The following is a 25,074-nucleotide window of genomic DNA, read 5'->3' on the forward strand; positions in this document are numbered from 1 at the left end:
CGAGCATCCCTTCGTCGCTTGTCATTCGTTGTCAGAACCTACGCTTACCGAATCTGACGGTTCCTGGCTTGTCAACGTTCACTACGAACTGCCACTGAGCTGCACAGACGCGATCGTGGAGTGGGCATCGATTGTCACCGACAGTCGATGTTCAGCAGGGGTTTTCGGGGGGTAAAACGGGGGCACCGTTGGCTGCTGCCGTGACGTCTGGCGCGGTCCTGGCCGCCTACGCAAACCGCTAACGGCAAGCACGAGAGCGGCGAGCAGGCAGTCTCAAGCTACTCGCGGCCTATCGAGAGACGATCAGCCTCAGTCGCGCGGCAGCAACGAGGTCGGTAGCGTCGTCTCCTCCATCTCATCCGATTCATCTGGAGCCTGCGCCAGTCCTGGGACATCCGAGTATTCAGCGTCCAGATCGACAACGTCCCCTGCCGGATTTCCGATGATGATGCCAAGCGCATTCTCCAACACTTCCGCCCTGTCGACTCCGTCCCGAACCTCAGCTTCACCGTCGGCCCCTTCGTCGGCTACGGTCGGCAGCACATAATGTTGCGCCAAGCTTGCTAGGTGTAGCGGTAGCGGCATGGACAGGGCATCCAGATAGTCGGGGGCCTGACGAAGATGGTGGACAGCCAAGGCCAACGCCTCCGGCACGTCGCCCTGTTGAGGGTGACACGCCAATACCGTGATTTCGATCAAAGCGGGGTTCCACGCCGGGATCTCTGTGTCGATGGTCGGTTTCCCCTTGTTCGCGCCTTGGCGCAAGGGACGAGGGGCCAGCTTGTCAGCTTCGACCGCGGACTTCTTGAAGGTGCCGGCTTTCGCTGTTGTGCTGTAGAAGGTGCGCCCGGTGCCCTCCGCCTCGGCCCACATGCCCGGCGGTAGGCCGTGGATCCCGCCGGTCGTTGGATTGCCCCACCACTGTGGAGTTTCCCGCCCGTCGGCGTCACGCACGCGGACGAGCCGCAGATCGGCGTCCACACTGGCTGCCGGCGCGTGGCCCGTCTTGATCAGATCGGGCTCCGCGTTGCCGTCCTGAAGCCAGGGCCAGTGCATTCGGCTGTTCTGCGAGTGCGTTAGAAGCATGGTGGGATGGCCGCGCAATGATCTGATCATTTTTTGCAAATAGCGACCCGTCTCCTTACGTTGTTCCTCCATATCCTGCTTCCATACCCGATACGTCACCCGTTTCATTGCACCGGTCGAGCTGCCGTCGGCGGCTACACGTTGTTGGGGAACGGTACCGGGCGGCACTGCGGCCAGGTCGAACGAGCCCGGATCCTGCTCATCGTCGACCTCTAAATCAGGAATCTCTGCAATCTTGACCAGTCTCAGCAGGAATTTCGGGTAGGAAATCCACTGAAGGGAATTCGGGTCCCAGCCAGTAACCGCCGCGAGCCCTGACCCGCTCCCGAGAGGGCTGACCATGACCGCGACGGGGGTGTGCCGCGGCAGTCGAGTCGGGCCGTCCTTGCGTCGCTTCACCATCCAGGTAGCAACGTAGCGCAGTTTGTTGGGCAGGGTTCCCGCGACCGCGTGTTCCGGCAGGACCCGGACGCCGAGTTGGCGAAGCCCGTCCTGCCAGCCTGAGCGGACTCGGTGGTCAACGTTCTTTTCCGAGTTGTAGGACTTGGCCTTCTTCGGGACCAGCACGAACTGGGTCAGCACGCCGGCGTCAGCGCAGCCTAAGCGGAGGGCGTACTTCGGATCGTCCAGGTTGTGGGCATAGTCTTGCCGCCGATCGATCTCGACCAGTGCGAGTTCCGGGTGGTCGGCATGGGCGCCGTCGGCTTCGAGGAACGACCGAATCATCTGGCGGCGGGCGTCGATGGCGTCGGCGAGGGCTTTGCCCTTTGGGCGTGCCTTGGGATCTATACCAAGGGTCTCGGCGAGTCCGTTGACCAGCCGTAGGCAGCGCAGTTCGAGCGTTAGCTCCGGGGTACGCCACACCAGGAGCGCGGGGCTTCCGGGTTTGGCGCGGTCGAACGCCGCCTGAGTGTAGGCCGGTTCCGGCCAGCGGCCGTCCCCTTCCAATCCGAGGATCTCGGCAATGGCACCGATCGCCGCGTCACGGAGGGAGGAGGTTTGCCACAAGAGTCGGGCCTTCACCGTCGGTGGCATCGCATCCGAGGCGAGCTCTGCGGGTAGGACTGGGACCGGATTTATGTTCACTTTCATCGCTACGGCTAGGGCGATCCGGCGAGCGTGCGCAGCCCTGGCTTGCTCGGCCTTCTTCCCCACGTCGGTGGACGGGGTGACCCGTTGGTTGGAGGGGGCGCTGGGGCCGGCATGGCTGCGGGTCAGCTTGGGTACCCGGCGTAGTCCTTCGGGCAGTGCCTGTTCAGCCCACTCGGTGATCTGGGAGCGTTGGTGCGACATCAGGCCGGAGCCGATTTCGTGCGCGCCCATCCGGGTACTGTGCACGATCGCGGCGCGTACTCCTTGCCCATCGCCGATCCAGTCAGCTGGTGCAGTGAGGAGCCTATCGGGGTCGGGGAACGGTTGACTGAGGCTGAGGCGGCGAAGAATCCGCGCGGGTCCGTTGCCGCCCCACACATATTCACGGCTGCTTCGGTCGTAGGCGAGGCGGACGACCGCAAAGCGGTCGCTGGTGGGAGTTCCGCTGAGCCAAGGGATGGTGGGTCTCAGGTAGACCGACGTCGCGGTGCGGTAGGGCAGCCGGACTCTGTCGGTTCGAGAATCCACGTGAGTCACCCAGCGCCGAACGCCGGTATGCAGGTGGAGACGTGGTCGCGGATCGAATGGAACCGTGTGCAGAGACACGGCGATGTAGATTGAGAACCACCAGTTCCGGCCTTTGACATCGTGCCAAAGGGGCTGAGAAACCAGTTCTGCGCCCTGTTGGCGAGGGCCGCGGGGGACGGCTCGGAACCGTAACGTTCCTGCTCCACTGTCGTAGGGGTCGAGCGCGAGGATACGCCGCGCCAAGGCGTCAGTGGCCAGTTGGTATTGGCGAGCTAATGGGGCGGCGGTACCACCGTCGGTGGTTGGACAGCCGAGCAGGTCGACGGTGACCTCTTGCCATTGCGGCGGATCGGCGAGCAATTCAGTATGCGTAGATTGGACTTCCCGCAGATACTCTTCCTCTGGTCGTAGGTCACGTAGCCAGACGCCAAGCAACCGATCGAGGGTGTTCGAAGGCAGCGGGTCAGGGGCGTCGGTCGGTACATAGAGCCACGCGTCTTGCGCGCGTTGGATGGGGTCGGTTGGTCGGCCACGCACAACCAGGTCAGGCGCCAGGCATTGAAGCACGCCGTCCATCCGGCGAGTCGGCACGGCACGGTAGGGCTCCTGGTCGGGACCTCGGCCGAGGTTGCAAAGGGCTAGGACGCTGGGATTCCAGGTCTCGGGGAATGCCAGCGCGCGATACTGCCCGGTCAGTGGGGGGTACTGCGGGTCAAGGATGTACGCGGCGCGGCTGATGTCGTCATACCTGGGGGCCATGGATACCTTCCGCGTCGTGGATGGCTGCCGGTTCGGATGGCGGGTTCGCCGTGGACCGCAGCTGGGTGAGCGCGTCGTACAACGGCTCGTAGAGAGTGCGAACAAGAGCCGGATCTGCTGGATTCGGAAAGGTTTCCGGGTCGTTGGTTGGGTCGAAGTACGGAGCAAGAACCTGGTGCAGCTTGGCCAGCAGCCCTTCGTCGGTCCGACGACGACGGCGCCCAGCCGTTTCGGTGGTTGGGTCAGGCGTCGGGCTGCGCGCTTCAGCGAGGGCCGGGGCGAAGGCGGCGTCGACGAATACGACCCTGGCGGGGACGCCGCCACGTACTAGGCGGCCGATGACCTGCCAGATCGTGACCATCTGGTCCCAAGCGAAGGAGGTCTGTTCGGTAGGGCTGAGTCGTGAGTAGGCGTAGCGGCGTGAAAGCAGCCGACGCCACTCTCGGCGAGCTAGATGCCGGAAGGCAAGGCCGGCCGCGTCGAGTTGTCCGGCCTCGCTAACGAGTTTGCTGAAGGTGCCGGTGAGTAGGCCGGGCTGATCACGGACGAAGCGGGTGACCCAGTCATTGATAGCAAAGACTGCCAAGGAAAGATCGTCGGGGCGGGGGTGTGGTCGGGCGAGGAAGAAGACAACGCCGAATGCCGCGGTTCGTTGTGCGTTGAGGATGTTGTGGCCCCGTTCGATAGCCAACAGTGGGGCGACAAGCAGCTCGGCATCAGGGTCTTCAGCGAAGGCAGCGAGGTCGCCTCGACGCACCGCGGTGGCCTGGGCGAGTTCATCGTGGCTGGTAGCGCCCGAAGAACTGGAAGTTTCCAGCTCGGCGTCGTCGGCGACGACCACCCGCACCCTGCCGGACCAGCGTGGGATCTCTTGGAGGAGGTTGGCCGCTGTGGTGGCTTCCCGGTAGCTGCCCACCAACAAGAGAGCACGTCGGCGGCCTTCGTCCTGGATCTGGCGCAGTTCCTGATCGAGTGGGCTGGGCTGCCCTGCAATGGATTTTCCAAGTCGCGTCACAATTTGACGGAGCACACCGGCGCGTGCGTCAAGGCGGGTACCGGACAGGGTCAGAGGCCCTGTGCTGTCGTAGAGGAAGTGGGTCCGGAAAGTGGTTCCCCGGATTGCCTGGAGCGCAGCCTCGTCGGGTTTGAGTACCGCTTTCACTGGTACCAGAATGTGAGCACGGGTGGAGGTGCCTGCCCAACTGGTCCCGGACATCAGCAGTACATGCGGGCCGGGCCGGCCGTTCGCCGGGTCAGCGCCCAATGACGGTAGGTTCAGCAGCAACTCTCGGCCAACGCCGGCGCAGCGGAAGAAGCGCAGGGTGCCACTTCGCCGGTCATCGCCCCCCGGTCCAGGCTCGTCGGGTAGGTATTGGAAGCCGAGAACGTTTCCCATGGGGGCTTCCGGCACGACGGGAGCGTAGTCGAGGGGTGGACGGCGGGAGAGCTCGTTGTCGGCGGTGTCGAGATGCATGGCGGCTTCGACCTGCGGCCACATGAACGACACTCGATCCAGCCGATGGTGCAGGGTGGCGAGGAGGAGGGTGAATTCCAGGCGGGTGGCGGTGCGCTCACGCCATGGTCGCGTTCCCCAAGTGTCGACCTCGTCGCGGCGCGCTCCGTCGGTGGGTTCCGGTTGGCAGACAGATCCATCAATGATCGGGGATCCGGCAAGCAGCAAGTCCAGGATAGCGTGGACACGCTCACGGGTGCCCCGTTCGTTGAGTGTGTGCAACAGGTCGCGAGCTCCGGCGACGAGCGCGTTGGTGTCGTCGTCATGGGGACCGCGGTCGCCGAGCGGATCGTCGCGGAAGTCGTCGAAGGTCGAGACTACGGCGCGACGACGCTCGGCCCACGGCTCAGCACCAGTGTTGGCTGGAGTGGGTCTGCCAGCGTCAGGATCGAGGGCCTCCTCATCGTCGTACACATCGGTGTCGGCACGCACCCCTTCTGGCGTCGATGCGGCACTGCCAGGTTGTGGGTACCAATCAGCGATGAGCTTCTCCTGGAGTGTCCATGCACTGAAGTACTCGATGTCAGCCCAGTTCCGGAGGTCAGCGTTGCTGATCAGCATGGCGTAGAGACGATTCGTGGCCGAACTGACCACGTCCAGGGCTGCGCCCCACCGTTCGACGTCACGCTCGGACAGCGGCAATCGCCCTTGGCGCGCTAGCTCATCGATCTTGTGAGTATGCAGTCGGTCCAACCAGGACTCCGGACCCCGGATAACGAGCGTCGCGGCAGGTGCGAACGCGGTGTCCAACTGCATCTGGACGCGGTCTGCCTCATCAACGACGATGATGTCGCTGCGCAGACAGGCAAGTTCGAGGCGGCGCAGACGTTCCTCGTTGAGGTGCTGCGGGACGGCGCTCTGTACAAGGCTGGCTGGGTTGGCTACCCAGATCAGTGCGTTGACCATGTCGCGGTCCGCGCTGTGCCGCGGGCAGATACTCCACATCGGGCAGCCATGTGCGGGTACCGTCTCGTCGTCACCATTTGGCGTGGACTGCGTGTCCGCTTGGGCTCCGGTTGGATATCGGTCGGGCAGTTGTATCCGGTTGATCTCGAGCGGGGCCGGCTTGTTGACGGGACGCAGATTGACGCAGGGGGCATCGGCGTAGCGAAGCGGTTCGGTGGCCTCCATCCCACGCAACGCGTCGACGACGCAGACGGTGCTGAGGTCGTCGAAGCCCGAATCATTGTGAGCGAGCAGGGAACCATGGCCCCGGGCGGCCAGCCGCCGGTGCAGGCGTGCCGCGTGCCGTTCCCGAGTTGTTCCGCCCAGGATCGGCACCGCGGTCAAGCCGAGGCAGCGGAAGAGGCTGGTCAGGGCGAGCTGCTCGGCGACATCGCCAACGATCAGTGTGGTGCGCAGACCTCTACGCGCGCCCCATACTGCAATCAGGGTCATGATGGTGCTCTTGCCAGCACCGACCATGCCGACCATGTGTAGCAGCCGATCCAGGCGAAGGACAGTTGCGGCCTGGAATGAGCGGCCATCGGGCGACAGCGTGTCCAGTCGCAGGTCGCCCAACCGCTTAGCCCAGGAACCTGGCCGGAGGTCGAGATCCCGCTCGACCTGATCCATCCATTGCGCGGTATTAGCGAGTTCTTCCAGTGGTATGTCCAGTGGGATCCCGGCGGTACTGGGTACCGCCGTGAGGTCGTGGCCGAGTGCCGGCTCCAAGCAGAGCTCTTGGGGAATCGTGACCGCGGCCGGCCGGCGTCGCTCGACGAAGCGGCTCGGTCCCGCCCCAGCCAGGGGCAGCGCCCGCCGATCAAAATCCGGTAGTGCCGACAGTGCCTGGTCGAAAAGCGCATACCGGTCACCCGCGATAGTGGGCTCCACTCTGCGAACGGAAACATCTTCAGCAGCGATTCGGTAGCCACGCAGCCGCTCAGGTAGCAGGTTGTACGTTTCCAGGCTTTGGAGCCAGGTCCGGCGGCGCCGCAACTTCCACAGCAGGTGACGCGCTGCGTTGAGCATCACCTGCTCGTCCGCCGTCGCAGCGATTCCCGCGGCGGCGGCGAAGGGATAGCCACCGAGCAGCGTGTAAACACCGCTGGCGCTGGCTGACGGGTCCAGGCGTTCGAGTAGCCGCAGGCCCAGCTCAACCTGACAAAGTAGGGCCGGTTTCACGTCGGCGTATTCGATGGGCCACGCCTTCGCAAGGTTCTTGGCCAAGGGCTGGTACCAATCACTGCTATTACGCATTAGGACCTTTCTTCCCGCCGTAGGCCGCGACCAGGTGGACGTCGGTGTTGCCGCGCAGCCGTGTCCGGACGAGGTCCACGAGGTGCCGGTCGGTCAGAAGCGGCAGATCCTGCGCTGCGGGGGCAAGGTTGCGGTAGTACGTGGCGAGGTAGTCGCCATGGGCGTCCACCTGCTCTTGTGGGACGACCCAGCACGACTCGTCGTACGGCGGCTGCGCGGGTACAGCCTTCGCCGCCTTGGCGAGGAGCCCGGGGTGTTTCCAGTCCTTGACGTCGACAGCCCAAACGAGTCCGTCAGGGAACGTGATTCGCACGTCGTACGCATCGAATCCAGGCCACATAGCAACGTCGAGCCGCTTTGCGCCGGCTCGCAATGCGGTCAGCCGCCCTTCTAGATCGACCTCGGCCCGACCGGGGCCGGTCACGAACTGGCGTAAGGGCCTCACGAGCTGATAGACGACGTCCGCATCGGCCTCCTCCGTGAGCGCCCGACCCGTTGGCGCAGGTCCCCGTCGACGGCATGCATCACGCTCGCACCACCAGTCCCCGCCGGGAAGCGGAAGGAGCAGGGTCCGGCAGCGTCCGCACGTGGTGTAAACGCCGTCGCGCCGATGGCTGACCGGAGCTGGTTCGTAGCACCGATCGAGCAGCTCAGTCACCGGGTCGAGGTAAAGGTCTGTGCTGATCTCGAACTTCTCCGCGCTGCTCAGCACCGGTTTTTCGACTAGCAGACGACGGAAAGCGGTGTAGGACTCCGGTGAGGAGACTTGCTGGCAAAGCCGCATTGCCGAACGGACGACGTCTCGGTCGAACTGGGCGGCGGCGCTGTCGCGGGAATGAACCCACCACTCGTGGCACAGCTGTGTGGGTACGAGCGCCACGGGATCGACGAGTAGGTCGTCGGGTCCAAAGGCATCGGGCGGCAGGTCCAGTGGCCAGTCCTCCAACGGCCGTGTATGGCACCAGGCGAGCAGGTCCGGCACGCTGCGAGGCATTTCGTCAATGCGGCGCAAAAGGCAAGACAGGACCAGCCGGTCCACGGCCCGTTGAGCCTCGGCCGGATACGGCAACGTGAAGGCGTCCAATCCCCGTATGTCGGCCAGCCGGATCACTGCGCTAGCGATGGTATGCAGCAGCAGAACATCGGAATACGCGGCCCAGTCGGAGAACCGGGTCGCGGTGGCGGTTGGAGGCATCAGCGATCCTCTGGCTTGGCAGCGGTAGCGGTCAGGTGCGCTTGGCCTGGGCGGCACCATGCACGGACTTCACAGTCCGCACAGTGCCTTCCCGGGGTGGGTTCGAACGAACCGTCCTGCAACCATGGGCGCAGTAGGTCTTCAAGGACGTCATGCGCCTCCCGGACGACGCGTGGCTGAGAAGGGTCCAGCTCCTCCAGGGTCACGTCGTCGGCGTTCAGCAGTTCCAGCTCAACCCGTGACCGCGTCACGTCTCCACCAAGCACACCGGCGTGGAGTATCAACACGGCAAGAGCGAGCTGTGGATACTGCCGAAGCAACGGTTGGCCTTCGTACAGCCGCCCAGTGGAAGTCTTGGTCTCGCGCCAGGTCCAGCCACCAGCCCGGGTATGCAGCAGATCCGGGGTCGCGATCCACACCAGGTTCGCGACCGGCTCAAAGAAGCTGACCCGATGCTGGACAAGAACCTGTTCATGATCACCTAGCCCGGCGAGCGGGCATACCGCCTCGTGGTGCGCCAACATCTTCGCGCCCTGGTCAGCTTCGTCGGCAGACAATGAGAAGGTTCCGGTCATCCAGGCAGACCGGTCGATGATCTCCAACGCCGTTCGGCATCCGCCGGCTGGCCGGTCGCGGTGTCGGTCATTGAGCCATGCGTCCACGGCGCGGCCACGGCGGATTGCGCCGTTCTCCAGCCGAGGTGCTTTCAGCTTGAGTTGCCGGGCAAGGTGGTACTGGGCAGGGCATGCGTCGTAGGTACGAAGATCGGAGACCGAGACGCTTCGCCGCGCTCGGGGCTGCGTGCTTAATGAGACGGACAGTAGGTTCGGCGTGCGCGGTAGCGCATCGCAGCCTGAAAGCGCCTTGCACCGGACGCAACTTGAGCCTGGTCGGGCGTTGCGATCCACGACCGCCCGCGAGAGTACGACCTTGGCGTCCGCAGCGAAGTGTTGATCGACCTCATGACGATCCCAATCCACGAGCGTCGTTGTGGTGCCGTCGCCACAGCCCACGTCAATGACACGCACCCGCGACGGAAACACCTGGTCGCGTTCCTCGGTTCTGAAGGTTTCGACCCGGTAGGGGCGACGCCCGCCACCTATGCAGGGCTCGCCATACGCAGCCACGTATGCGGCCGTTGCTTTCTCCGACGCGGGGCGGTCAGGCTTCGCCGCGCCGAACGACAGTAGCCAAAGATCCCGGGCACTTCCATCGAGGGCGACGTAGCCCCGGCCCCACGCAGTTGTTTCGTAGGCGAGAACGCCACGAAGGTCCGGCTTGCTCAGCGTCCGTCGCGCAACCCACGCGTACCTGACTGGATGTGTGGGTAGCAGACCTGCGACTTCACGCCGATATTGGTCGGCTGCTCTGGCAGCGAGGTACTGGGATATGGCGGCGGCCGTCCATTCCAGCAGGCCGGGGTGCGCAGGCGGGCGGTTCCGCAGGCCGAAGGTGCCCCGTGTGCTGTGGAGCTGTTCGATTACCTTCGGTGTCGCCCTGCCGTCGTGTTCGATCCGGTCGAGGGCATCCATGAGCGGCTTCAAGGTAAAGCCCTGCAGCGGCGCTGCGACATACGGCGGGTATGGATCTTCGTCCAGCAGTGGTCGTGCGTTGGTGCTGCGCGCCAGAGGGCAGTCTTCGGGGTTATCACGTGCCGCAGCGAGATTGATACGAATCAGGCTGATATCGCCTGCGGTGCCGTTGGGTCTAGACCAAGTGGACATCACGTTCCGTTGGGGGCTCGCAAGGAGTGCGTCTACGACAGCCGGGCGAGGTAACCGTACCGTCTTCACGTGACTACTCAAGCACACCAACTCCGAGTTGTAAACTGAGTCAACTCACTCTCACCCCCAGCGTGAGTTCACGTCGTCGCCTGCGGTATGCTGCTCCCGACGACCGGCCGGGTTGGCCCGTACCAGCCGTAAAGGACGGACATGAGGGCAGGCGACTTACTAGCCAACCGGTATCGGTTGACGAGGATGCTCGGCAAGGGTGGCATGGCCGAGGTCTGGCAAGCTCACGACCAACAGTCGGATCGCCAGGTCGCGATGAAGTTCCTGCGCTCAGACCAGTTCCCAACCTCCGACACGGACGACAGTGAGCGTCATCAGGAACTTAGGATCCTGCGGCAGCGCTTCCGCAGGGAAGGCGCGCTCATGGAGCGTCTTCAGCACCCTGGGATCCCTCAGTTGTTTGATCGTGGGACACACGGCGCCGACCCATACATCGTGATGCGCCTGGTCGAGGGCATCTCCCTACACGACTTCCTGGAACGGCACACCACAACGGTCGGCGTGACTGCCTCCATCGCCGTACAGATCACCGACGCGCTCGCCTGCACCCATGCCTTGCCGGTCGTCCATCGTGATCTAAAGCCCCACAACGTGCTCATCGCTCGGGACGGGAGGGTCGTCCTCATCGATTTCGGGATCGCGAAGCCGCTGAGCCCCGACGCCACTGGCTACACCCGCCAGGGTTCCACGGTGGGCAGCCGTGGCTACCAAGCGCCGGAGCAGATCCTCGAACGCCAGGTGACGCCGGCGACCGATCTCTACGCACTTGGCTGCGTTCTGTACCGCATGCTCGCGGGCCGCCCGCCCTTCATCGGCGACGGGCTGCCGGCCCAGCACATCTCGGACACGCCCCCGCCTCCGTCTGCCTTCTCGCCTCACGTCCCGCCTGAACTCGACGAGCTCACCCAGAGGCTGCTGGCTAAAAATCCGGAAGATCGCCCGGCCACCGCGTCTGAAGTACAAGCGGTCCTTGGCCAGTACCTTCCGAAGCCAGGCCAGCCGGAGCCTTCCCCACGCTTCGAGCCGGATCCTACGACCGTCTTCCGCGTCCCGAGAGGTCACGAACAGACTGCTGTGCCGACCGCACCGAGCCGTGCTGCAAGGTCAAACCGTAGGCGCGAACCATGGTTGCGTCGGCGTGAGGTCGAAGCCTTCCTCACAGAGGTTCGGACCCAGCTTCGAGCTGGTGACGTCGAACCCGACCCGCCTCGAACGGTCAGCTTGCTCGACGCGGCTCGGCGGCAATGGGGTCCATCCGACCCGCTAGCGCTGTCCCTCCACATGGCCGCCGCGGACGGCTACCGTGTCGCTGGGGACTGCCAAGAAGCGGCGATTCTCTACCAGGAGATCTACGACATCGGCGCCGCTAGCGATGGCCAAGCGCATGAAGCCGACATGCTGGAGGCACAGCTGGGGTTTGCCGAATGCCGGATCCCCTTCGGAGATCTCGCGCCAGCGGTGCACGCCCTGGCCGAGGCGATCGACGGGCTTGCGCGACTGGTGCCGCATCGCGCACGGCAGCTGGCGGTGCGGTGCCGGGAGGTCGGGCTCGAATTGGAAGAACTCAAGTGTAAGGAGGCCAGGGCGATGCTTGATCGTCTGGATGGCTGGGATGCAAGCGCGCAGCCTTCGACGCCGGTCTGAGCTGCCACCCACCAAACGGCCGGACACGTAACGTACGCGGCGTCAGCTCGAGGAGAGTTTTCCTGCCGCAAGTTGATCACCCAACGTGTGCAGCAGGCCCTCGCCGACGTTGCGAATTGCCGCTAGCGCCGCCTCAAGTTGTACTACCGCGCGGAAAGCACGACCGTAATGTCGTTGCCGTACCAGAGGCATCTGGAGCACTTGAAGCTTGCGCACGTCGATCTTGGCCGAGGTGGAAGTGTGGGTGCTCGCCACTCGAAGGTTGTCCGGCGCCCGCAAGCAACCCGCCAGGAACCAGGGGTCCAGGAGCGCAGGGTCAACACGCAAGGCATAGATCTGCGGGCCCAGCACCAGGGGCTCACCTGCATGCACCCATGCACGAAACGCGCGCTCGACGCCCACGACTATCACCACGCCGGGCTCGACCATCGTGAGCGTGCCGCCGCCGGCTTCGTGGGAGACGACATCCGCAGCACTAAGCCAAGCCCGCGCACGGCCGCTGATCATAAGATCAGGCACTCTGAGGGCCGGTACCGCGTCGGCCGGTGCGTGGTCTCCATCGCGCAGGCAGGCTGGCAACGCCTGGCCTGACTGCAGTGTCAAAGCTTCAGCACGGCTCAGGTCGCCGACGGTGATCCTCGCAACCTGGCGATCATCAGCGGACAAATCCAGCGCGGACAGCGTTCGCGAAAGCTCGCCCAACTCCTTAACCAGCCCACCGAACCGACTCCACGATTCGTCCAGTTCAGCTGGTGCATGACCCGCGTTGGTCACGTGACGAGCCGGCGTGAGGTCTACGTGGTCATCGAGAAGCTCAACCACGGGTATCGCGGCACACCCCTCTGGCAAAACCGGCATGTCGTCGCCATGACCGTCATGCCCCGGCGGGGCGCCCCAGTGATAGGCGCTAATCGCACGAAGAGCGTTTCTGTGGAGGCGGGGCCAGTCAATCCCTGCCGCTCCTCTTCCGGACACCGAGGCAGCTCCACTATCCAGGAGAAACAGTCGGCGAGGACCATCGTCAAGGCCTGGGGCCTGCAGAATCCACAAATGCAAGGAGATGCTGTGTGGTTGGGCGCTGCCCGCTGGGAGCGCGATGATTCCTCGCAGTGCGCCGGACCGGAGCAGCGCGCCTCGGATTCGGCGGCCTGCTCGACGGGACGCCACGGCTGGTGGTAGCAAAAGCACGGCCACCCCGCCCGGCCGCAGTCGCGCAAGCACGTGCTCGACCCAGGCGAGTTCCGATTCTGTCCGCGGCGGCAGGCCGTATGTCCAGCGTGGATCCGTAGCCAGCTCTTCGTGCCCCCAGTCACGCTCGTTAAAGGGCGGATTGCATACGACTAGGTCGGCGCGTACGTCAACATGCGGGTCCTTCCGGAGCGAGTCACCGATACGAATATCGGCCGCCATTCCGACTTCATTGGCGTCGCTGACGGCGCCGCCTATAAATCCAAGACGGACGGCCGCCAGCGAAGCGGGAACAGGATCGCGTTCGACGCCGAGCAGTGTCGGACCGGACGCGGACGGGTCATTCCTGGTCATGCTCTGAGCTGCAGCGAGAAGCAGGCTTCCGGTTCCGCATGCCGGGTCGAATACTATCGCGTCCTGCCCTTCAATTCCCCGATCCAACACCGCCTGCCCGACGTCTATCATGAGGCTGGCAAGCTGTGGTGGGGTTACGCTGACTTGGCGCACATATTTGTCCATCCAGCGTGTAAACAGAAAATCGAACGTTTTCTGTCCACCTTCGTGAGCCGCGACATCAGCCGCACGATTAACGAGTGTTCCTGCGTCACCGGTCAGGTCACACGCAGCACCCACTGCCCGAATCTGCCTCTCCTGGACACGCCTACCGACCGCAGCGATCACATAACCACTCAGAGCCCGATCACCCACTGCCTCGATCTGAGGCCATAGCCGTTCCAGACGCCCGACATCTTGCAGTTTGCCGTGCTGCCGAAGCCATGCCTCAACGTCGGCAAGCGAGAACTGCGGGCTCGCGTCCGAGCCACCGACTGGAGTCGGAAAAGTACCGTGTCGGCGCCGCCAGTTGCTCACGGCGGCACGACCGACGCCCGCTATCCTCGCGATCTCCGCCAGGGTAATTGAACTATCGGCGGATCGCGGCATTGGGTCCTCCCCGAGAACGAGACCAGCGGGCTGGACTCCCAGAGCGCCGCAGGAGATCCACTGCGGCCATCAAGTACAGATCCAACCAGATCTGATGTTGACTAAGTTTACATGAAGACGGGACGGCAGGGATGATCATCACGCCTGACCAGCACGCCCCTCGCCGCCACTCCGCAGATCGAACACAGGTTCGATCACTGCGCCAGTGTCAGGCTGAGGCTCCCCCGGTAGCTCGGAGGACGCGTCAGACCCGGTCACGGAGGACTACCTCTGGGCGGGGCTCGTAGTTCAGCCGCACCTGCCTCTGCCCTCGGGGGTACACACCGACACCTTTGTGCTTGTCGGCGGCCCGCCATAGGTGCCGTGGCTCCGCGCATTCATCAATCAACTAAATAGTGGGCTTCGATGTACGCGACGGTGGAGTCATACGGCTCCCCGAGCGGCTTCAGCATGTACCGGCGGAAGACGGCGGCAGTGGCGCGGCGGACGCCTCGGTTGCGGGCGTCTGCGTTGTCCCATGACTGGGCGAGTGTGCGGGTGACCACCTGGTCGATCTCCTCGGCCAGGTTCCTCTCCGTGATGGTGAGGCCGGCGGGTGCGTGGTCGTGGATGATCCGTGACAGGACGCCCACGTGGTCGTCGTCCAGTACGACAGCTTCCTCAGGGTGCTTCCCGGCGTTCACGATGGCGTGGGCGATCCGGAGGGCCTCGGAGAGGAAGTCCAGGGCGTCCTGGGCGGTCTGGATGATGCGGTCCCGCAGGAGCCTGATTCGGTCCGCGAGGGCGGTGTACTTCGCAGACCCGGGTTCAACTCCCTTGTCGAGAGCGGCCTTGATTCGGTCCAGGATCTCCGCTGCGGACGGCGGCGGCTTGTCCTCGCCGTCGTCCTTGCCGGGCTTAGGGCGGACGAGAGCCATCAGCTCCTTGAGGATGGCGATGCCCTGGGCGTCCAGGACGAGGGGTTCCTCCTGGGAGGCGACCACGGCGAAGGAGTGGACGTGGGCGTTGATGATCTCCAGGACCATCGGTCCCAGCTCGGCCAGCCGTTCTTTCCGCTCCTCGTCGGAGGACTTCTTGAACAGGGTCGTGTACACGGACCCGAACAGCCCGAAGCCGTCCCGGTACTTGGCGATCCGCTTGTCCGTGTTGATAAGGGAGTACAGGCGGGCCAGCAGGCGGTAGTCCCTGCTGAACACCTCGGCGGCTCCGGGGTTGGCGTCCAGGAAGACGTTGATGGCTCGCACGGACTCGTATCCATGGACCGTGAGGTCTAGGTCGTCTACGTCGGCGAGGAGGTCTTCGATGCGGGCGAAGGTAGTGCGGAACTCGGCGACCAGCTCGGACACGTCGGTGACGAATCCGCCGCCCTTGCCGGCCCCTTCCGGGGTGGGATCGACGACGGCCCGTTGGACTTCTTCGGCCAGCCCGATGTAGTCCACGACCACCCCGGACGTCTTTACGAACCCGGTCGGGGACACCCAGGTGCGGTTCGGACGAGTGATCGTCTGGAACAGGGTGTGGGCTTTCAGCGGCTTGTCCAGGTAGAGGACGCCCTCGTTGGGGGCGTCGAATCCCGTCATCAGCTTCGCGGTCACCACCAGGAAGCACAGCGGGTCGTCCGGGGTGAGGAAACGCCGCTTCTGGCCCTCTTCCTCGGCCTCCGAGAGCCGGTACGGCCGCATGGCCGGGTCTTCGTCCTTGGAGTCCGAGACGGAGATGTTCACCTCGGCCGTGATTCGGTCGTGTTTCCCCACTTCGGCGAGCACCTGTGACGCCTCGAAGCCGGCCAGCAGCTCGTTGATCTTGTCCGTGTATGCCACAGCCAGCTCACGGTTGTAGGCCACGACTTGAGCCTTGAGGCCGTTGCGGTAGGCACCGGTCAGGTAGTGGTCCACGATGTCCTGGCAGACCGTATGGATACGGTCGGGGTTAGCGAACACCGAGGTCAGGCGGCCAAACTTGCGGGACAGTGCCTCGCGGTCGGGATCGTCGAGGTCAAAGTCGTCGGCGAACTGGTCGAACTCGGCCTGCAACTCCTGGTCGTTCATCTCGAAGGACACCGGGTGCGGGTCCAGCATGACCGGAACGGTCGCCTCGTCCCGCAACGACCGGGACACCGAATACCGGTGTAGCACCCGACCCGGGTCGGCCTCGTCCCCGAAGAGGGCGAAGGTGTCGGTGGCGAGGTTCCGCAGCGGGGTGCCTGTCATGCCGAAGAACTTCGCCTGAGGGATCGCGGCGCGCATCTGCCCGGCCAGGGACTTTGATTTGGCGGACTGGGTCCGGTGCGCCTCGTCGACCAGCACGATGATGTTGTCTCGCTTCGACAGGTTCCTGCCGGCTTCGGCGAACTTGTGCACGGTCGTGGAGATGACCCCGCGCACGTCGTCGGCGAGCAGGGACCGCAACTCATGACTGGTCTTCGGCTGGTGGAAGTAGGCGTCTCCCATTGCGGAGGTGAACACCCCGGAGGTCTGCCGCACGAGATCGGTCCGGTCCGAGAGCAGGATGATCGTGGGTGAGTCGGTACGGGTGTCGGCCAGCAGCAGCGAGGCAGCGAACACCATTAGCAGCGTCTTGCCGCTGCCTTGGTGGTGCCAGATCAGGCCCTTCTGTCCGCCGGCCAGGACTCTCTGGTGGATTAGGTGGGCGGCTTCCCGCTGCGGGTAGCGGGGCAGGTACTTCTTGTCCACCCCACCCCCCGCGGTGTCAAACAGGGCGAAGTTGGCGAGCATGTCTAGGACGGTCGCCGGGTTGAGCAGCAGCTCCACGGAACGCTGTACGTCAGCCTGCCCAGGCAGATTCTCGTCGTCGGCGGTGGACCGGAACGGCTGCCACAGGTTCAGGGGCGCGCCAACGGCACCGAATCGCAGCTTCAGCCCGTCGGAGGCAACGGCGAAAACGTTCGGGGTGAAGAACCACGGGTACTCGGTGGCGTACACATCGTTGATCTCGCGGACAGCCTTAGCCCACCCAGACTTCGCGGTCGGCGACTTCACCTCGACCACGACCAGCGGCAGCCCGTTGACCCAGTACACGAGGTCGAAACGGCGGGAGGTTTTGCCGGGGACAGTGATGGTCACCTCGTCCGAGACAACCAGCGTGTTGACGGTCGGATGCTCGAAGTCGATGACCTTCAAGGCGTGCCACACGCCGTCGGCATCTCGGAACTCCTTATGCCCGCGCAGCAGGCGTAGCACCTGCTCGTTGGCCCGCACCAGCCCGCCTTCAACGGCGTTGACCGTGGCGATGATCTCCTCGACCACCGCGTCCACGTCAAACCCGCCGATCACCCCAGGGTTGAACCGGACGATGGCGTCCCGCAGCTGGCCGGCGACCACCGTCTGCGTCGCCTCACGCGGCAGCGACCTGCCCGCTGTGAAACCCCAGCCCATCGGGAGGGACCACTGGATCATCAGGTTCTGGAACTCGCGCTCCCGAATGCCCTTCGCCACCGCTCAGACCCCCAACTCCGAAGACTCGATGTCGATGGTGCGGTTCAACAAACCCGCCAACAGCCCCGACCGCACCGAACGGAGGCGGGAGGCCTCGGCTCGGGTCGCAGCGACGACGTCGCTCATCGTGTCGAGCTCCGCAGCAATCCGCTCCTGATCTGCCAGGACGGGAAGGCGCACCCGCATCCGAACTGCACGCATGGCAGTGATGTGCTTGATGTTGGTGCCTCCCGCTATGTCGAGGAACATACCCGACTCGTAGGCCCACAGACACCAGTGGTTCACGAACGCCGGGACGCTGACCCCTTCGATGGCTCGATACCGCATGAGCGTCTTCTGGAAGCAGATCGGTTCTGGCAGCTCTCCACGCCACATCGCCGGCATACCGACTGCGGACTGGCTCGCGCTGCCTTCGGATACGAGTACATCGCCGGGCACTAGGCCAAAGACTTCGCGTTCTTTCGGGTCAAAGTTCATCTCCAACACGTCGATCAGGTCGAGCGTCCCGTACCCCACGTTGGCGGAGCGCAAGTACGGCGTCATGTATGGCCCCGCGGCGTACTTCGGCGCCCGTTGTCGCCCCATGGTGATCTCGAACGCCTCGTCAGCACGGACCGCCTGAGCGCCCGGGTCGTTGACCAACTCGGCGCGAAGTCGTCGTAGCACCGCATGCACCGCCTCGGCCTCGGCGTCGAGTGCGGAGATCTGGTCGTCCACCGCACCGATGACCTCAACGATCCGCTCTTGCACGGGCGTGGGCGGCAGGGTGACGGTGGCAGCGTAAAACTCGTTCAGGCGAACATTCAGCAGGCCGTGGGCACGCGCACCCTCCCGGAGCCTGCCGGCGAGCGAGCCAAAGAACTGGTCCGAGTTGAGGGCAAGCTCTAGGTACTCGGGAAGCGCAGCCCCGTCCTTGGCCTCGAACACGAAGTACAGCGGGGAGACGATGCCCGGCTCGTCGCTGAAATTACGAGCCACTGTGCCGTAGGCGGCTGACTTCGACGTGCTCTTGTTGTAGACGAACTGCCCCGGCGCGACGACGTAGTAGCCCGAGGTGTCTTTGCTGGCGACCTTCTTGGTGAAGAACGATTCCTGCGCGATCAGCCCGTGCTCGGCGGAGACGGTCAGGACGTTCTCGTTGGCCCCGTCCACGTTCTTGGTCGTGACGCGCGTGACGACTTCCGACAGCGAGGCCCGCCGCCAGTCACTCATCGAAGCCCTCGATCCCGGCGGCAGCCAAGACGGCGAGCATGCGTTGCTCGGTCTTTTGGCGCTCAACTCGGGCGATGTTGTAGGCATCGATCAGGGTGCCGAGATCTTTCTGCTCCGCGGCGGCCTGCTTGATGTAGCGCCCGATGTTGAGGTCGTATCCGTTCGCCGCGATCTCCGTGGCGGGGACGAATCGCGCCGCGAGTCCGCCGTCGCCGTCCAGGTCGGCCGGGTTGCCGTCGGAATCGAACTTCGAGTGATACGCGGTCACCACATCGGTGATGTCCGCCTCGGTCAGGACGTTGCGGTTCTTGGCCTTGGTGAACCGCTTGGAGGCGTCAATGAACAGCACTCCGTCCCGGCGCTCTTCGACCTTGCTGCCGGGGGCACGGAACACGAGGATGCAGGTCGGGATGGCAGTCGAATAGAAGAGGTTCGCCGGCAGGCCGATCACAGCTTCTAGGAGATCGGCGCCTAGGACGCGCTGGCGGATGGCTGCTTCCTGGCCGCCGCGGAAGAGGACGCCGTGTGGCAGGACGACGCCGGCACGGCCCTTCTTCGGGCCCATGCTGGCGATCATGTGCTGCACGAACGCCCAGTCCGCCGACGACTGCGGGGCGACACCGCCGATGGCGCGTGGATCCTTGGTCCAGGGTTTCCACTTCAGGCTGTAGGGCGGGTTAGCCAGGATCACGTCGAACTGCGCGATAGACCCGTCCGGCTTCTTGAAGCGGGGGTCCTTCAGGGTGTCGCCGACCTCGATCTGGAACTGGGTGAGGTTGTGCATGAAGAGGTTCATGCGGGCCACACCCGCAGTGTCCGGTACGGTCTCCTGCCCGTACAGCTTGAGCGTGTAGCCGCGGCCGCCGTGGGCCTTTAGGAGGTTCGCGGAGGCGATGAGCATGCCGCCCGACCCACAGGTCGGGTCGTACACCGACTCGTGCCCCTTGGGGTCCAGGATCTCGACGATCAGCTCGACGACCTCGCGCGGGGTGAAGAACTGGCCGGCGCGGGTGCCCGACCCGTCGGAGAACCGCTTCAGTAGGTACTCGTACGCCCCGCCGAGCACGTCGTGCGACATGTTGCCCTCGTGCATCTTTGGGGTACGGTCCATCGCCTGCATGACCGCCGCCAACACCTCACCCGAGAGCACCTCTTCGGAGGTCCAAGTCATGGACCCGAAAAGGCGTGAGAACTTGTCAGGGTTGGCCGTCTCGATGGCTTGCAGGGAGGCGCGGACCCGCTGGCCGAGGCCGGGCCGAGCGATGGTGGCGAGGATGGACGACCAGGAAGCGCGACGCTGCTGGACGGTGCCGGGGTGGATGAACGGGATCTCGAACGACTGGTAGTCGCGGTACTCGATCTCGTGGGCTTCCTCGGCAGAGAGGTCGTTCAGTTGGTCCTTGTTGTCGTCCAGGAACTCCTGGTGGTGGTGGTCCCAGGTGTCCGACAGGTACTTCCAGAACATCAGCGGGAAGACGACCGAGGAGTACTGCGCTTCGGGCATCGCCACGCGCAGCTCGTCGGCGGCGTCCCACAATCGGTTCTCGATCTCCTGCTGAGTCACTGCCATCGTCGGGGTGTCCTTGCTAGTCAAAGGGCGGCGATCCGAAGGCCGCGCGGTGTTCCTGCTGCTCACCAGCTTCGGGCATGCCCGGTAGGCACTTGCCGGACGCGCCCTGCCGGGTGAACGTACGCGGGGGATCTTAGTCGCCTGAGCGGACGGCTCACGCAACGTCCTACGTCGGCACGCCAGCTGACCGCAGCCGAGCGCTCACCCCTCTCATGTGCGGGTTGAAGGTGGGCAGGACGACAGCGCACGGATAGCTCGACGACCAGCCGACGTGATCAGCAACCAGGCCAGCAACGCGCTCGGTCGATGCACTTAGTTACCGATGGCGATGCGTCTTGTGATCAGGCAGCCACGCTGGCATCCTGGCGTGGCATTCCGGCAAACCGGACCGTCGGATCGCCTCCGTTCAGCAGGGCGGAGGCCGAGGTCCAGCAGACCAGGGATGAGGGTGGCAGCGATCTTGCAGGGCCGCTCAACAGGACTACCAGCGAGTTTCGGCGGGCGGTGATGGGTTGGCACCGAAGTCGGGTGCGCCAGATGGCCCCAACACCCTGCTCAGCGACGCCCGCCGCCGACTTCTGTCCCCGAGCGGTTCAGGCCGACGGATGTCCCGGCAGGAGGTCGCCGAGGCGGTCAACAACTACCTGTGGGACACCTACGGCACGAGAACCAGCATGGACGCCAACCACGTCGGCAAGCTTGAGCGAGGAGAACACCGCTGGCCCAAGCCCACAACCCGGGAGGCATTCCGGGCGGTGCTGAAGGCATCGCGGGACGCCGACCTAGGCTTCTACATCACCCGTGGCCAACGCCATTCTGATCCCGTTGTGCACCAGATGCCCCCTGGCGAGAGGCTCACCGCTGGTGATGATCACGCTGGCGAGTCGCTGACCGGCAGGGAGATCACGGACACTGGCGACATGAACCGCCGCGAGTTGCTACGCCTGCTGAGCCTGACAGGTGCGCTATTGGCCGCGCCTGTCCCGGGCAGCCAGCTCGACTGGGCGCGCATCGAATCCTTCAGTGACGGGAACAGGCGACTAGACCCAGCAACCCTCGACGAGTACGAGGGGCTGAACGCCCAACTGTGGGCGGCGTTCGGCGCCGCCGAGTCCAAGGCAGCAGTATCACCGCTGGTCAACCGTCAGCTGACGACGCTCACGGCCAACTTGCGCCGCTCCCACACTACACCCGTGCACCGTCGGCTCTGCGGGGTCACCGCCGACCTGCTCCAGCTCGCCGGCGAGGTCGCCTTCGACGCGAACGCGTACAGCGAGGCCGCGCACTGTTACACCCTGGCAGCGACCGCCGCCCGAGAAGCCGCTGCCTACGACCTCTGGGCGTGCGTGATGATCCGTCACGCCTTCATCAGCGTCTACGAGCGCGACTTCCGGCACGCCGCACCGATGCTGGACGTTGCCGCCGGCCTGGCCCAGAACGGGGACAGCGCGCTGTCGACCCGGCACTGGGCACACACTGTGCGGGCACAGGCTCTCGCGGGCCTCGGCGACCTCAGCGGATGCCGGCGGGCGCTCGACCAAGCCGAAGAGGTCAACCACCTGCCCGGCCGGGTGCACAACGGCGGATGGTTGCGCTTTGACGGCTCCCGGCTCGCCGAGGAACGCGGAGCCTGCTACGTCGAGTTGAGGCGCCCAGACCTGGCCGAACCGGTGCTGTCTGGCGCTCTGTCGCAAAGCCTCTCCACGCGACGACGCGGAACCGTTCTGACGGACCTCGCCTTGGTCGGAGTTCACCGTAGCGACGTACACCAGATCGTGCTCTACGGCAGCGCCGCCCTCGATACTGCCCGCCAAAGCGGGTCGGGCGTGGTCGGCTCCAAACTTAATCAACTACACCACCACTTGCAGCCGTTCCTTGCCGACACTCACGTGCGGCATTTCAACAGCCAGATCAATGCTCTGATTAGGGCAGGGAACTGACACGACCAGAGGGAGGACCAAGCGTGCAGGTCGAAGAACCGGGGCGCGTGTTCCGCGAGGCATGGATCGCGGGAGTCCGTAAGCACTACCCCGGCGAACCGAAACCGGGCTACGTCACGCCCTGGGAGGATACGCCCGAATGGGAACGGGAGAGTGCCGCCGCAGTGTATGAGCAGGTCCGCCAGTTCATCGAGGCAGCCGACGGCGCAACCGCGAAGCTGACCCGTGAACAGAAAGGACGCTTCGTCGCCCTGTGCTGGATTGCGCAGATATTCAAACACTTTCCCAGCCCGAAGGCTTCCTACGTGGCCGACTGGTCAGACATGCCGGAGTGGCAGCAGGAGACGGACTCGGACATCTTCGAACACATCGAGCAGACGTTGGTCTCGATGCGCTGAGCTGAGAACAAGTCGACAGGAGCGCGCAACTCCCACTTCATGCTCGCATCGGGGTCCGGCCCCTTCCGAGCCGGCGCGAGATTGGCGGGCAGGGCACTACGCCGACCAGCATGAACCGCGCCTGCAAGCGGTGGCACTCATGTCAGCCGAGGTCAGCGCGGCGCGCCCGGCTTCCCGGGCGCGCCGACGAGGCAGCAGCTCAGTGTGCGTCAAACTCACCGTCGCGGATGCCGTCAGTGAACGCCGTCCACTCACCCCGGGTGAACCCCAGCACTGGTCCCGTCCGGTCCTTCGAGTCCCGCATGCCCACGATGCCGTCGAGCGCGAAGGCGACCTCGATGCAGTTGTCGCCACCGCCGGAGCGGCTGGACTTCCGCCAGTTGGTGAACTTCTCGGGGTGCATGGTCATCTCCTGGTGTAGTCGGGTAGTTCCTCCGCCACGCTGGCGAGGAAGTCGAGGCTGTCGGCGGGGCTGAGGGCCGCGGAACGCAGGCGCTCGTACAGGGAGGCGTAGTTGGCAACCTCGTCCGGGTCGGTGAGGACGAGATCGCTGGTGATGGTGTCGACCGCGACGACCACCGGATCGCTCGGGTCGGGGTATCGGTAGCTGAAGTACGACGACCGGGGTACCGCGTTGCCAGCGATTCGCGCGGTCAGCCGCAGTACCCGGATCGTGGTCTTCTGCTTCTCGTGACCGACGTTGATCAGGTGGTCAAGCTGCGCGCGGACGACCTCCGGCGGTGCGGCGTGCCGACGGATCGCGAGCTCATCGATGATCACTTCGTAGGTGGGTCCGCCGGGTCTGTCAAGGACCCGTTGCCGGGCAGCCCGGGCTTCCAGTGCTCGCTCCACCGTGAATCTCCGGGGGTAGGCAGCACGATCTGCCACCGCGCGGACCTCGGTGTACGCCGGGATCTGCAACAAGCCTGGCAGCAGGGTGATGTGGTACTCGGCGATGTGCTCTGCACCGGCTTCCAGGTCCGCGTAGAGGGCCTGGCGTGGTCCCATCTCGACGCGGAACTTCTCCCACCAGCCGTTCTCCTGGGACTCGCGAGCGATGGCCATGATCTCTTCCCACCGCTGCTCGTCAACCCGAAAGTGGTCGAGGATTCGCATGATCTCGTCTTGATCTGGTCGGACTCTCGCGTTTTCCAAACGGCTCAGCTTCTGCTTGGCGATCTTTGTCTCTTTGCAGAGCCGCTCAGCGGAGTAGCCGTGTTCCTCCCGTAGTCGCACGAGTTCGGTAGCGAGCCGGCGACGACGAACATGTGGACTGATCACCGACACCTCCGGCGCGAGACGCGAATAGCCCGGTAATCCGTCCTGCCTGGACCCCGGCGACGAGAGCGTAACGCCTGTTTTGCCGATCACCGCCAGCCCCGATCATGCTTTCCGCATAGAAACCCCTGGTCAAGCGCACGGCGACCGGTAAGTCTCCCCCTAACTTTCCCCATTGGCCGGTGTTCCCGGGGCTACGCAAGAACCGCGATCGTGGAAGCACCAGAAGCGATTGGTCTACGGCTTGGAGTGGGGTCATGCGGCGACAGGTTCGCGGCGGACTCCCCACGTCCGAGGTGCGGGAGGAGCGGCATGGACGCCACGAGCGCAACGCTGATCGCCATCAACGCTACCGGGGCCTGCGGCGGTATCGAAGGGGTGCGGCCGGCTCCAGGCGGTGGTCAAAGCGCAGGTGCCACGGCGGGCGTGCTCGTGTCGAGTCTGCGTAGCTCGCGCATTGTCAACCTTGCTATCGACGTCTACCGGACACATCCGGCGGTGCCGCAAGGGTGCGGGTGCGGCCGACCGGAATGTCGATCTCGGCTACACGCCATGAAGATCTTCGCCGCGATGGTGGGGGGCACGAATCTGCCCGACCATCTCTACCCATTGTGGGGATTGCTGGTCTGTAAGGGGTGCGGCCTGCCGCTATGCCCGATCGAATCCGCCGGTGGACGGCGCTCCTACCGCTCACCGTGCGGATGCCGGATGAATCTGGTCGAGGCAGCTACCGCTGAGCGGCTGACCTATGAGGCCCTCGACAGTCGCGGTCTCGCTCCCGCCGAAGGGGTTCCCGAGTCAGCGTGAGGTGCACTCTTCGCCCGAGAGTTGGCCTACGTCCGTGTCGGCGCTGCACCGGAAGATCTGGTGCTCGTCCGGCGTACCTGAGGCTCCTGCCCGCTGTCACTGCCGGGGAGGGCGTGGCGGCGGGCAGGCCGAGCGCCGCGAGTTCTCCTTGGACGCCGTTTGAGAAAGGGCGGATCAATCCGCCAGTCACCGTGCCGGTAGCTGCGGGGGCTACCTGCCCACCCATCATCCCAGTCCCATTGGAGGTTGCCATGAACAGCATGCTCGCCGTCAGCAACGACCCGTTCGAGCTCGACGTGCAGGTCGTCACGGAGGGTCCGGTCGTCGCCGCCCTGCTGGCCGACACGGACGACGGCTGCGACACCGTGAAGGGCAGCGACTGCTGACCGAACACCCCGGCTGGTTCCGGCAGGCGATCCCCGATGCCTGCCGGAACCGGCGCCCCACATCCAGCCACGTCCCCGGAGGAGCG

At 64.8% G+C, this 25,074-nt stretch carries 15 protein-coding genes; 5 read left to right on the forward strand and 10 right to left on the reverse strand.

All coding sequences use genetic code 11. The features are described from left to right. Positions 1-309: 309 nt before the first annotated feature. From C1I99_RS00780 to C1I99_RS00795, 4 genes are read right to left on the reverse strand one after another with little or no spacing between them, the layout of a single operon-like run. Positions 310-3,465, reverse strand: a complete 3,156-nt coding sequence (locus tag C1I99_RS00780; RefSeq protein ID WP_111132216.1) for a pPIWI_RE module domain-containing protein — start codon at positions 3,463-3,465, stop codon at positions 310-312. Continuing rightward, positions 3,449-7,180 carry a pPIWI_RE_Z domain-containing protein gene (locus C1I99_RS00785; protein ID WP_111132217.1) on the reverse strand — a complete coding sequence of 1,244 codons (3,732 nt, stop codon included), beginning with the start codon at positions 7,178-7,180 and terminating at the stop codon, positions 3,449-3,451. Before C1I99_RS00785 ends, C1I99_RS00780 begins: the two co-directional genes overlap by 17 nt. Continuing rightward, positions 7,173-8,375, reverse strand: coding sequence for a pPIWI_RE_Y domain-containing protein (locus tag C1I99_RS00790; protein ID WP_111132218.1), 1,203 nt, complete (start codon positions 8,373-8,375; stop codon positions 7,173-7,175). The genes C1I99_RS00785 and C1I99_RS00790 overlap by 8 nt, the downstream gene beginning before the upstream one ends. Next, positions 8,375-10,099, reverse strand: a complete 1,725-nt coding sequence (locus C1I99_RS00795) for a PD-(D/E)XK nuclease family protein (protein ID WP_146603852.1) — start codon at positions 10,097-10,099, stop codon at positions 8,375-8,377. The genes C1I99_RS00790 and C1I99_RS00795 overlap by 1 nt, the downstream gene beginning before the upstream one ends. A gap of 210 nt (positions 10,100-10,309) precedes the next feature. Here C1I99_RS00795 and C1I99_RS00800 point away from each other — a divergent pair, with 210 nt between their 5' ends. Continuing rightward, positions 10,310-11,812 carry a serine/threonine-protein kinase gene (locus C1I99_RS00800; protein ID WP_111132220.1) on the forward strand — a complete coding sequence of 501 codons (1,503 nt, stop codon included), beginning with the start codon at positions 10,310-10,312 and terminating at the stop codon, positions 11,810-11,812. A gap of 42 nt (positions 11,813-11,854) precedes the next feature. On the opposite strand, the gene C1I99_RS00805 is transcribed toward C1I99_RS00800, so the two are convergent. From C1I99_RS00805 to C1I99_RS00820, 4 genes are all read right to left on the reverse strand, one after another. Continuing rightward, complete coding sequence (locus C1I99_RS00805) at positions 11,855-13,942, reverse strand: N-6 DNA methylase (RefSeq protein WP_111132221.1); 2,088 nt, start codon at positions 13,940-13,942, stop codon at positions 11,855-11,857. A gap of 380 nt (positions 13,943-14,322) precedes the next feature. Beyond that, positions 14,323-17,397 (reverse strand): type I restriction endonuclease subunit R, encoded by a 3,075-nt coding sequence (locus C1I99_RS00810; protein WP_111132222.1) that lies wholly within the window; start codon positions 17,395-17,397, stop codon positions 14,323-14,325. A 3-nt stretch (positions 17,398-17,400) separates the two neighbouring features. After that, positions 17,401-18,609: a restriction endonuclease subunit S domain-containing protein gene (locus C1I99_RS00815; protein WP_199561851.1), complete on the reverse strand. Its 1,209-nt coding sequence runs from the start codon at positions 18,607-18,609 to the stop codon at positions 17,401-17,403. Beyond that, entirely contained in the window at positions 18,602-20,179 is a 1,578-nt protein-coding gene (locus C1I99_RS00820; protein WP_111132223.1) for a type I restriction-modification system subunit M, read from the reverse strand. The genes C1I99_RS00815 and C1I99_RS00820 overlap by 8 nt, the downstream gene beginning before the upstream one ends. A gap of 605 nt (positions 20,180-20,784) precedes the next feature. Here C1I99_RS00820 and C1I99_RS00825 point away from each other — a divergent pair. Both C1I99_RS00825 and C1I99_RS00830 read left to right on the forward strand, forming a co-directional pair. Further along, positions 20,785-22,119: an NsdA family TPR-like regulatory protein gene (locus C1I99_RS00825; protein ID WP_111132224.1), complete on the forward strand. Its 1,335-nt coding sequence runs from the start codon at positions 20,785-20,787 to the stop codon at positions 22,117-22,119. Positions 22,120-22,142: 23 nt separating this feature from the next. Further along, positions 22,143-22,517 carry a hypothetical protein gene (locus C1I99_RS00830; protein ID WP_267897453.1) on the forward strand — a complete coding sequence of 125 codons (375 nt, stop codon included), beginning with the start codon at positions 22,143-22,145 and terminating at the stop codon, positions 22,515-22,517. Positions 22,518-22,716: 199 nt separating this feature from the next. On the opposite strand, the gene C1I99_RS00835 is transcribed toward C1I99_RS00830, so the two are convergent. Together C1I99_RS00835 and C1I99_RS00840 are read right to left on the reverse strand one after the other, a co-directional pair. Then, a complete protein-coding gene (locus C1I99_RS00835) occupies positions 22,717-22,926 on the reverse strand; it encodes a DUF397 domain-containing protein (protein ID WP_111132226.1) in 210 nt (69 codons plus the stop codon). After that, positions 22,923-23,798 (reverse strand): helix-turn-helix domain-containing protein, encoded by an 876-nt coding sequence (locus C1I99_RS00840; RefSeq protein ID WP_111132241.1) that lies wholly within the window; start codon positions 23,796-23,798, stop codon positions 22,923-22,925. The genes C1I99_RS00835 and C1I99_RS00840 overlap by 4 nt, the downstream gene beginning before the upstream one ends. Before the next feature lie 309 nt (positions 23,799-24,107). On the opposite strand from C1I99_RS00840, the gene C1I99_RS32180 reads away from it, so the two are divergent. Continuing rightward, entirely contained in the window at positions 24,108-24,602 is a 495-nt protein-coding gene (locus C1I99_RS32180) for a hypothetical protein (protein ID WP_146603853.1), read from the forward strand. 251 nt (positions 24,603-24,853) lie between these two features. Beyond that, a complete protein-coding gene (locus C1I99_RS00845) occupies positions 24,854-24,988 on the forward strand; it encodes an FxLD family lanthipeptide (protein ID WP_111132227.1) in 135 nt (44 codons plus the stop codon). Positions 24,989-25,074: the final 86 nt, after the last annotated feature.

Origin of the sequence: Micromonospora deserti (genome assembly GCF_003236335.1) — a bacterium.
Classification (GTDB): domain Bacteria; phylum Actinomycetota; class Actinomycetes; order Mycobacteriales; family Micromonosporaceae; genus Micromonospora; species Micromonospora deserti.

Bases quoted from the DNA above. Each gene is read 5' to 3' on its own strand.
- C1I99_RS00780 (WP_111132216.1), bottom strand. From the start codon at position 3,465: ATGGCCCCCAGGTATGACGACATCAGCCGCGCCGCGTACATCCTTGAC.
- C1I99_RS00785 (WP_111132217.1), bottom strand. From the start codon at position 7,180: ATGCGTAATAGCAGTGATTGGTACCAGCCCTTGGCCAAGAACCTTGCG.
- C1I99_RS00790 (WP_111132218.1), bottom strand. From the start codon at position 8,375: ATGCCTCCAACCGCCACCGCGACCCGGTTCTCCGACTGGGCCGCGTAT.
- C1I99_RS00795 (WP_146603852.1), bottom strand. From the start codon at position 10,099: ATGTCCACTTGGTCTAGACCCAACGGCACCGCAGGCGATATCAGCCTG.
- C1I99_RS00800 (WP_111132220.1), top strand. From the start codon at position 10,310: ATGAGGGCAGGCGACTTACTAGCCAACCGGTATCGGTTGACGAGGATG.
- C1I99_RS00805 (WP_111132221.1), bottom strand. From the start codon at position 13,942: ATGCCGCGATCCGCCGATAGTTCAATTACCCTGGCGGAGATCGCGAGG.
- C1I99_RS00815 (WP_199561851.1), bottom strand. From the start codon at position 18,609: ATGAGTGACTGGCGGCGGGCCTCGCTGTCGGAAGTCGTCACGCGCGTC.
- C1I99_RS00820 (WP_111132223.1), bottom strand. From the start codon at position 20,179: ATGGCAGTGACTCAGCAGGAGATCGAGAACCGATTGTGGGACGCCGCC.
- C1I99_RS00825 (WP_111132224.1), top strand. From the start codon at position 20,785: ATGTCCCGGCAGGAGGTCGCCGAGGCGGTCAACAACTACCTGTGGGAC.
- C1I99_RS00835 (WP_111132226.1), bottom strand. From the start codon at position 22,926: ATGACCATGCACCCCGAGAAGTTCACCAACTGGCGGAAGTCCAGCCGC.
- C1I99_RS32180 (WP_146603853.1), top strand. From the start codon at position 24,108: ATGGACGCCACGAGCGCAACGCTGATCGCCATCAACGCTACCGGGGCC.
- C1I99_RS00845 (WP_111132227.1), top strand. From the start codon at position 24,854: ATGAACAGCATGCTCGCCGTCAGCAACGACCCGTTCGAGCTCGACGTG.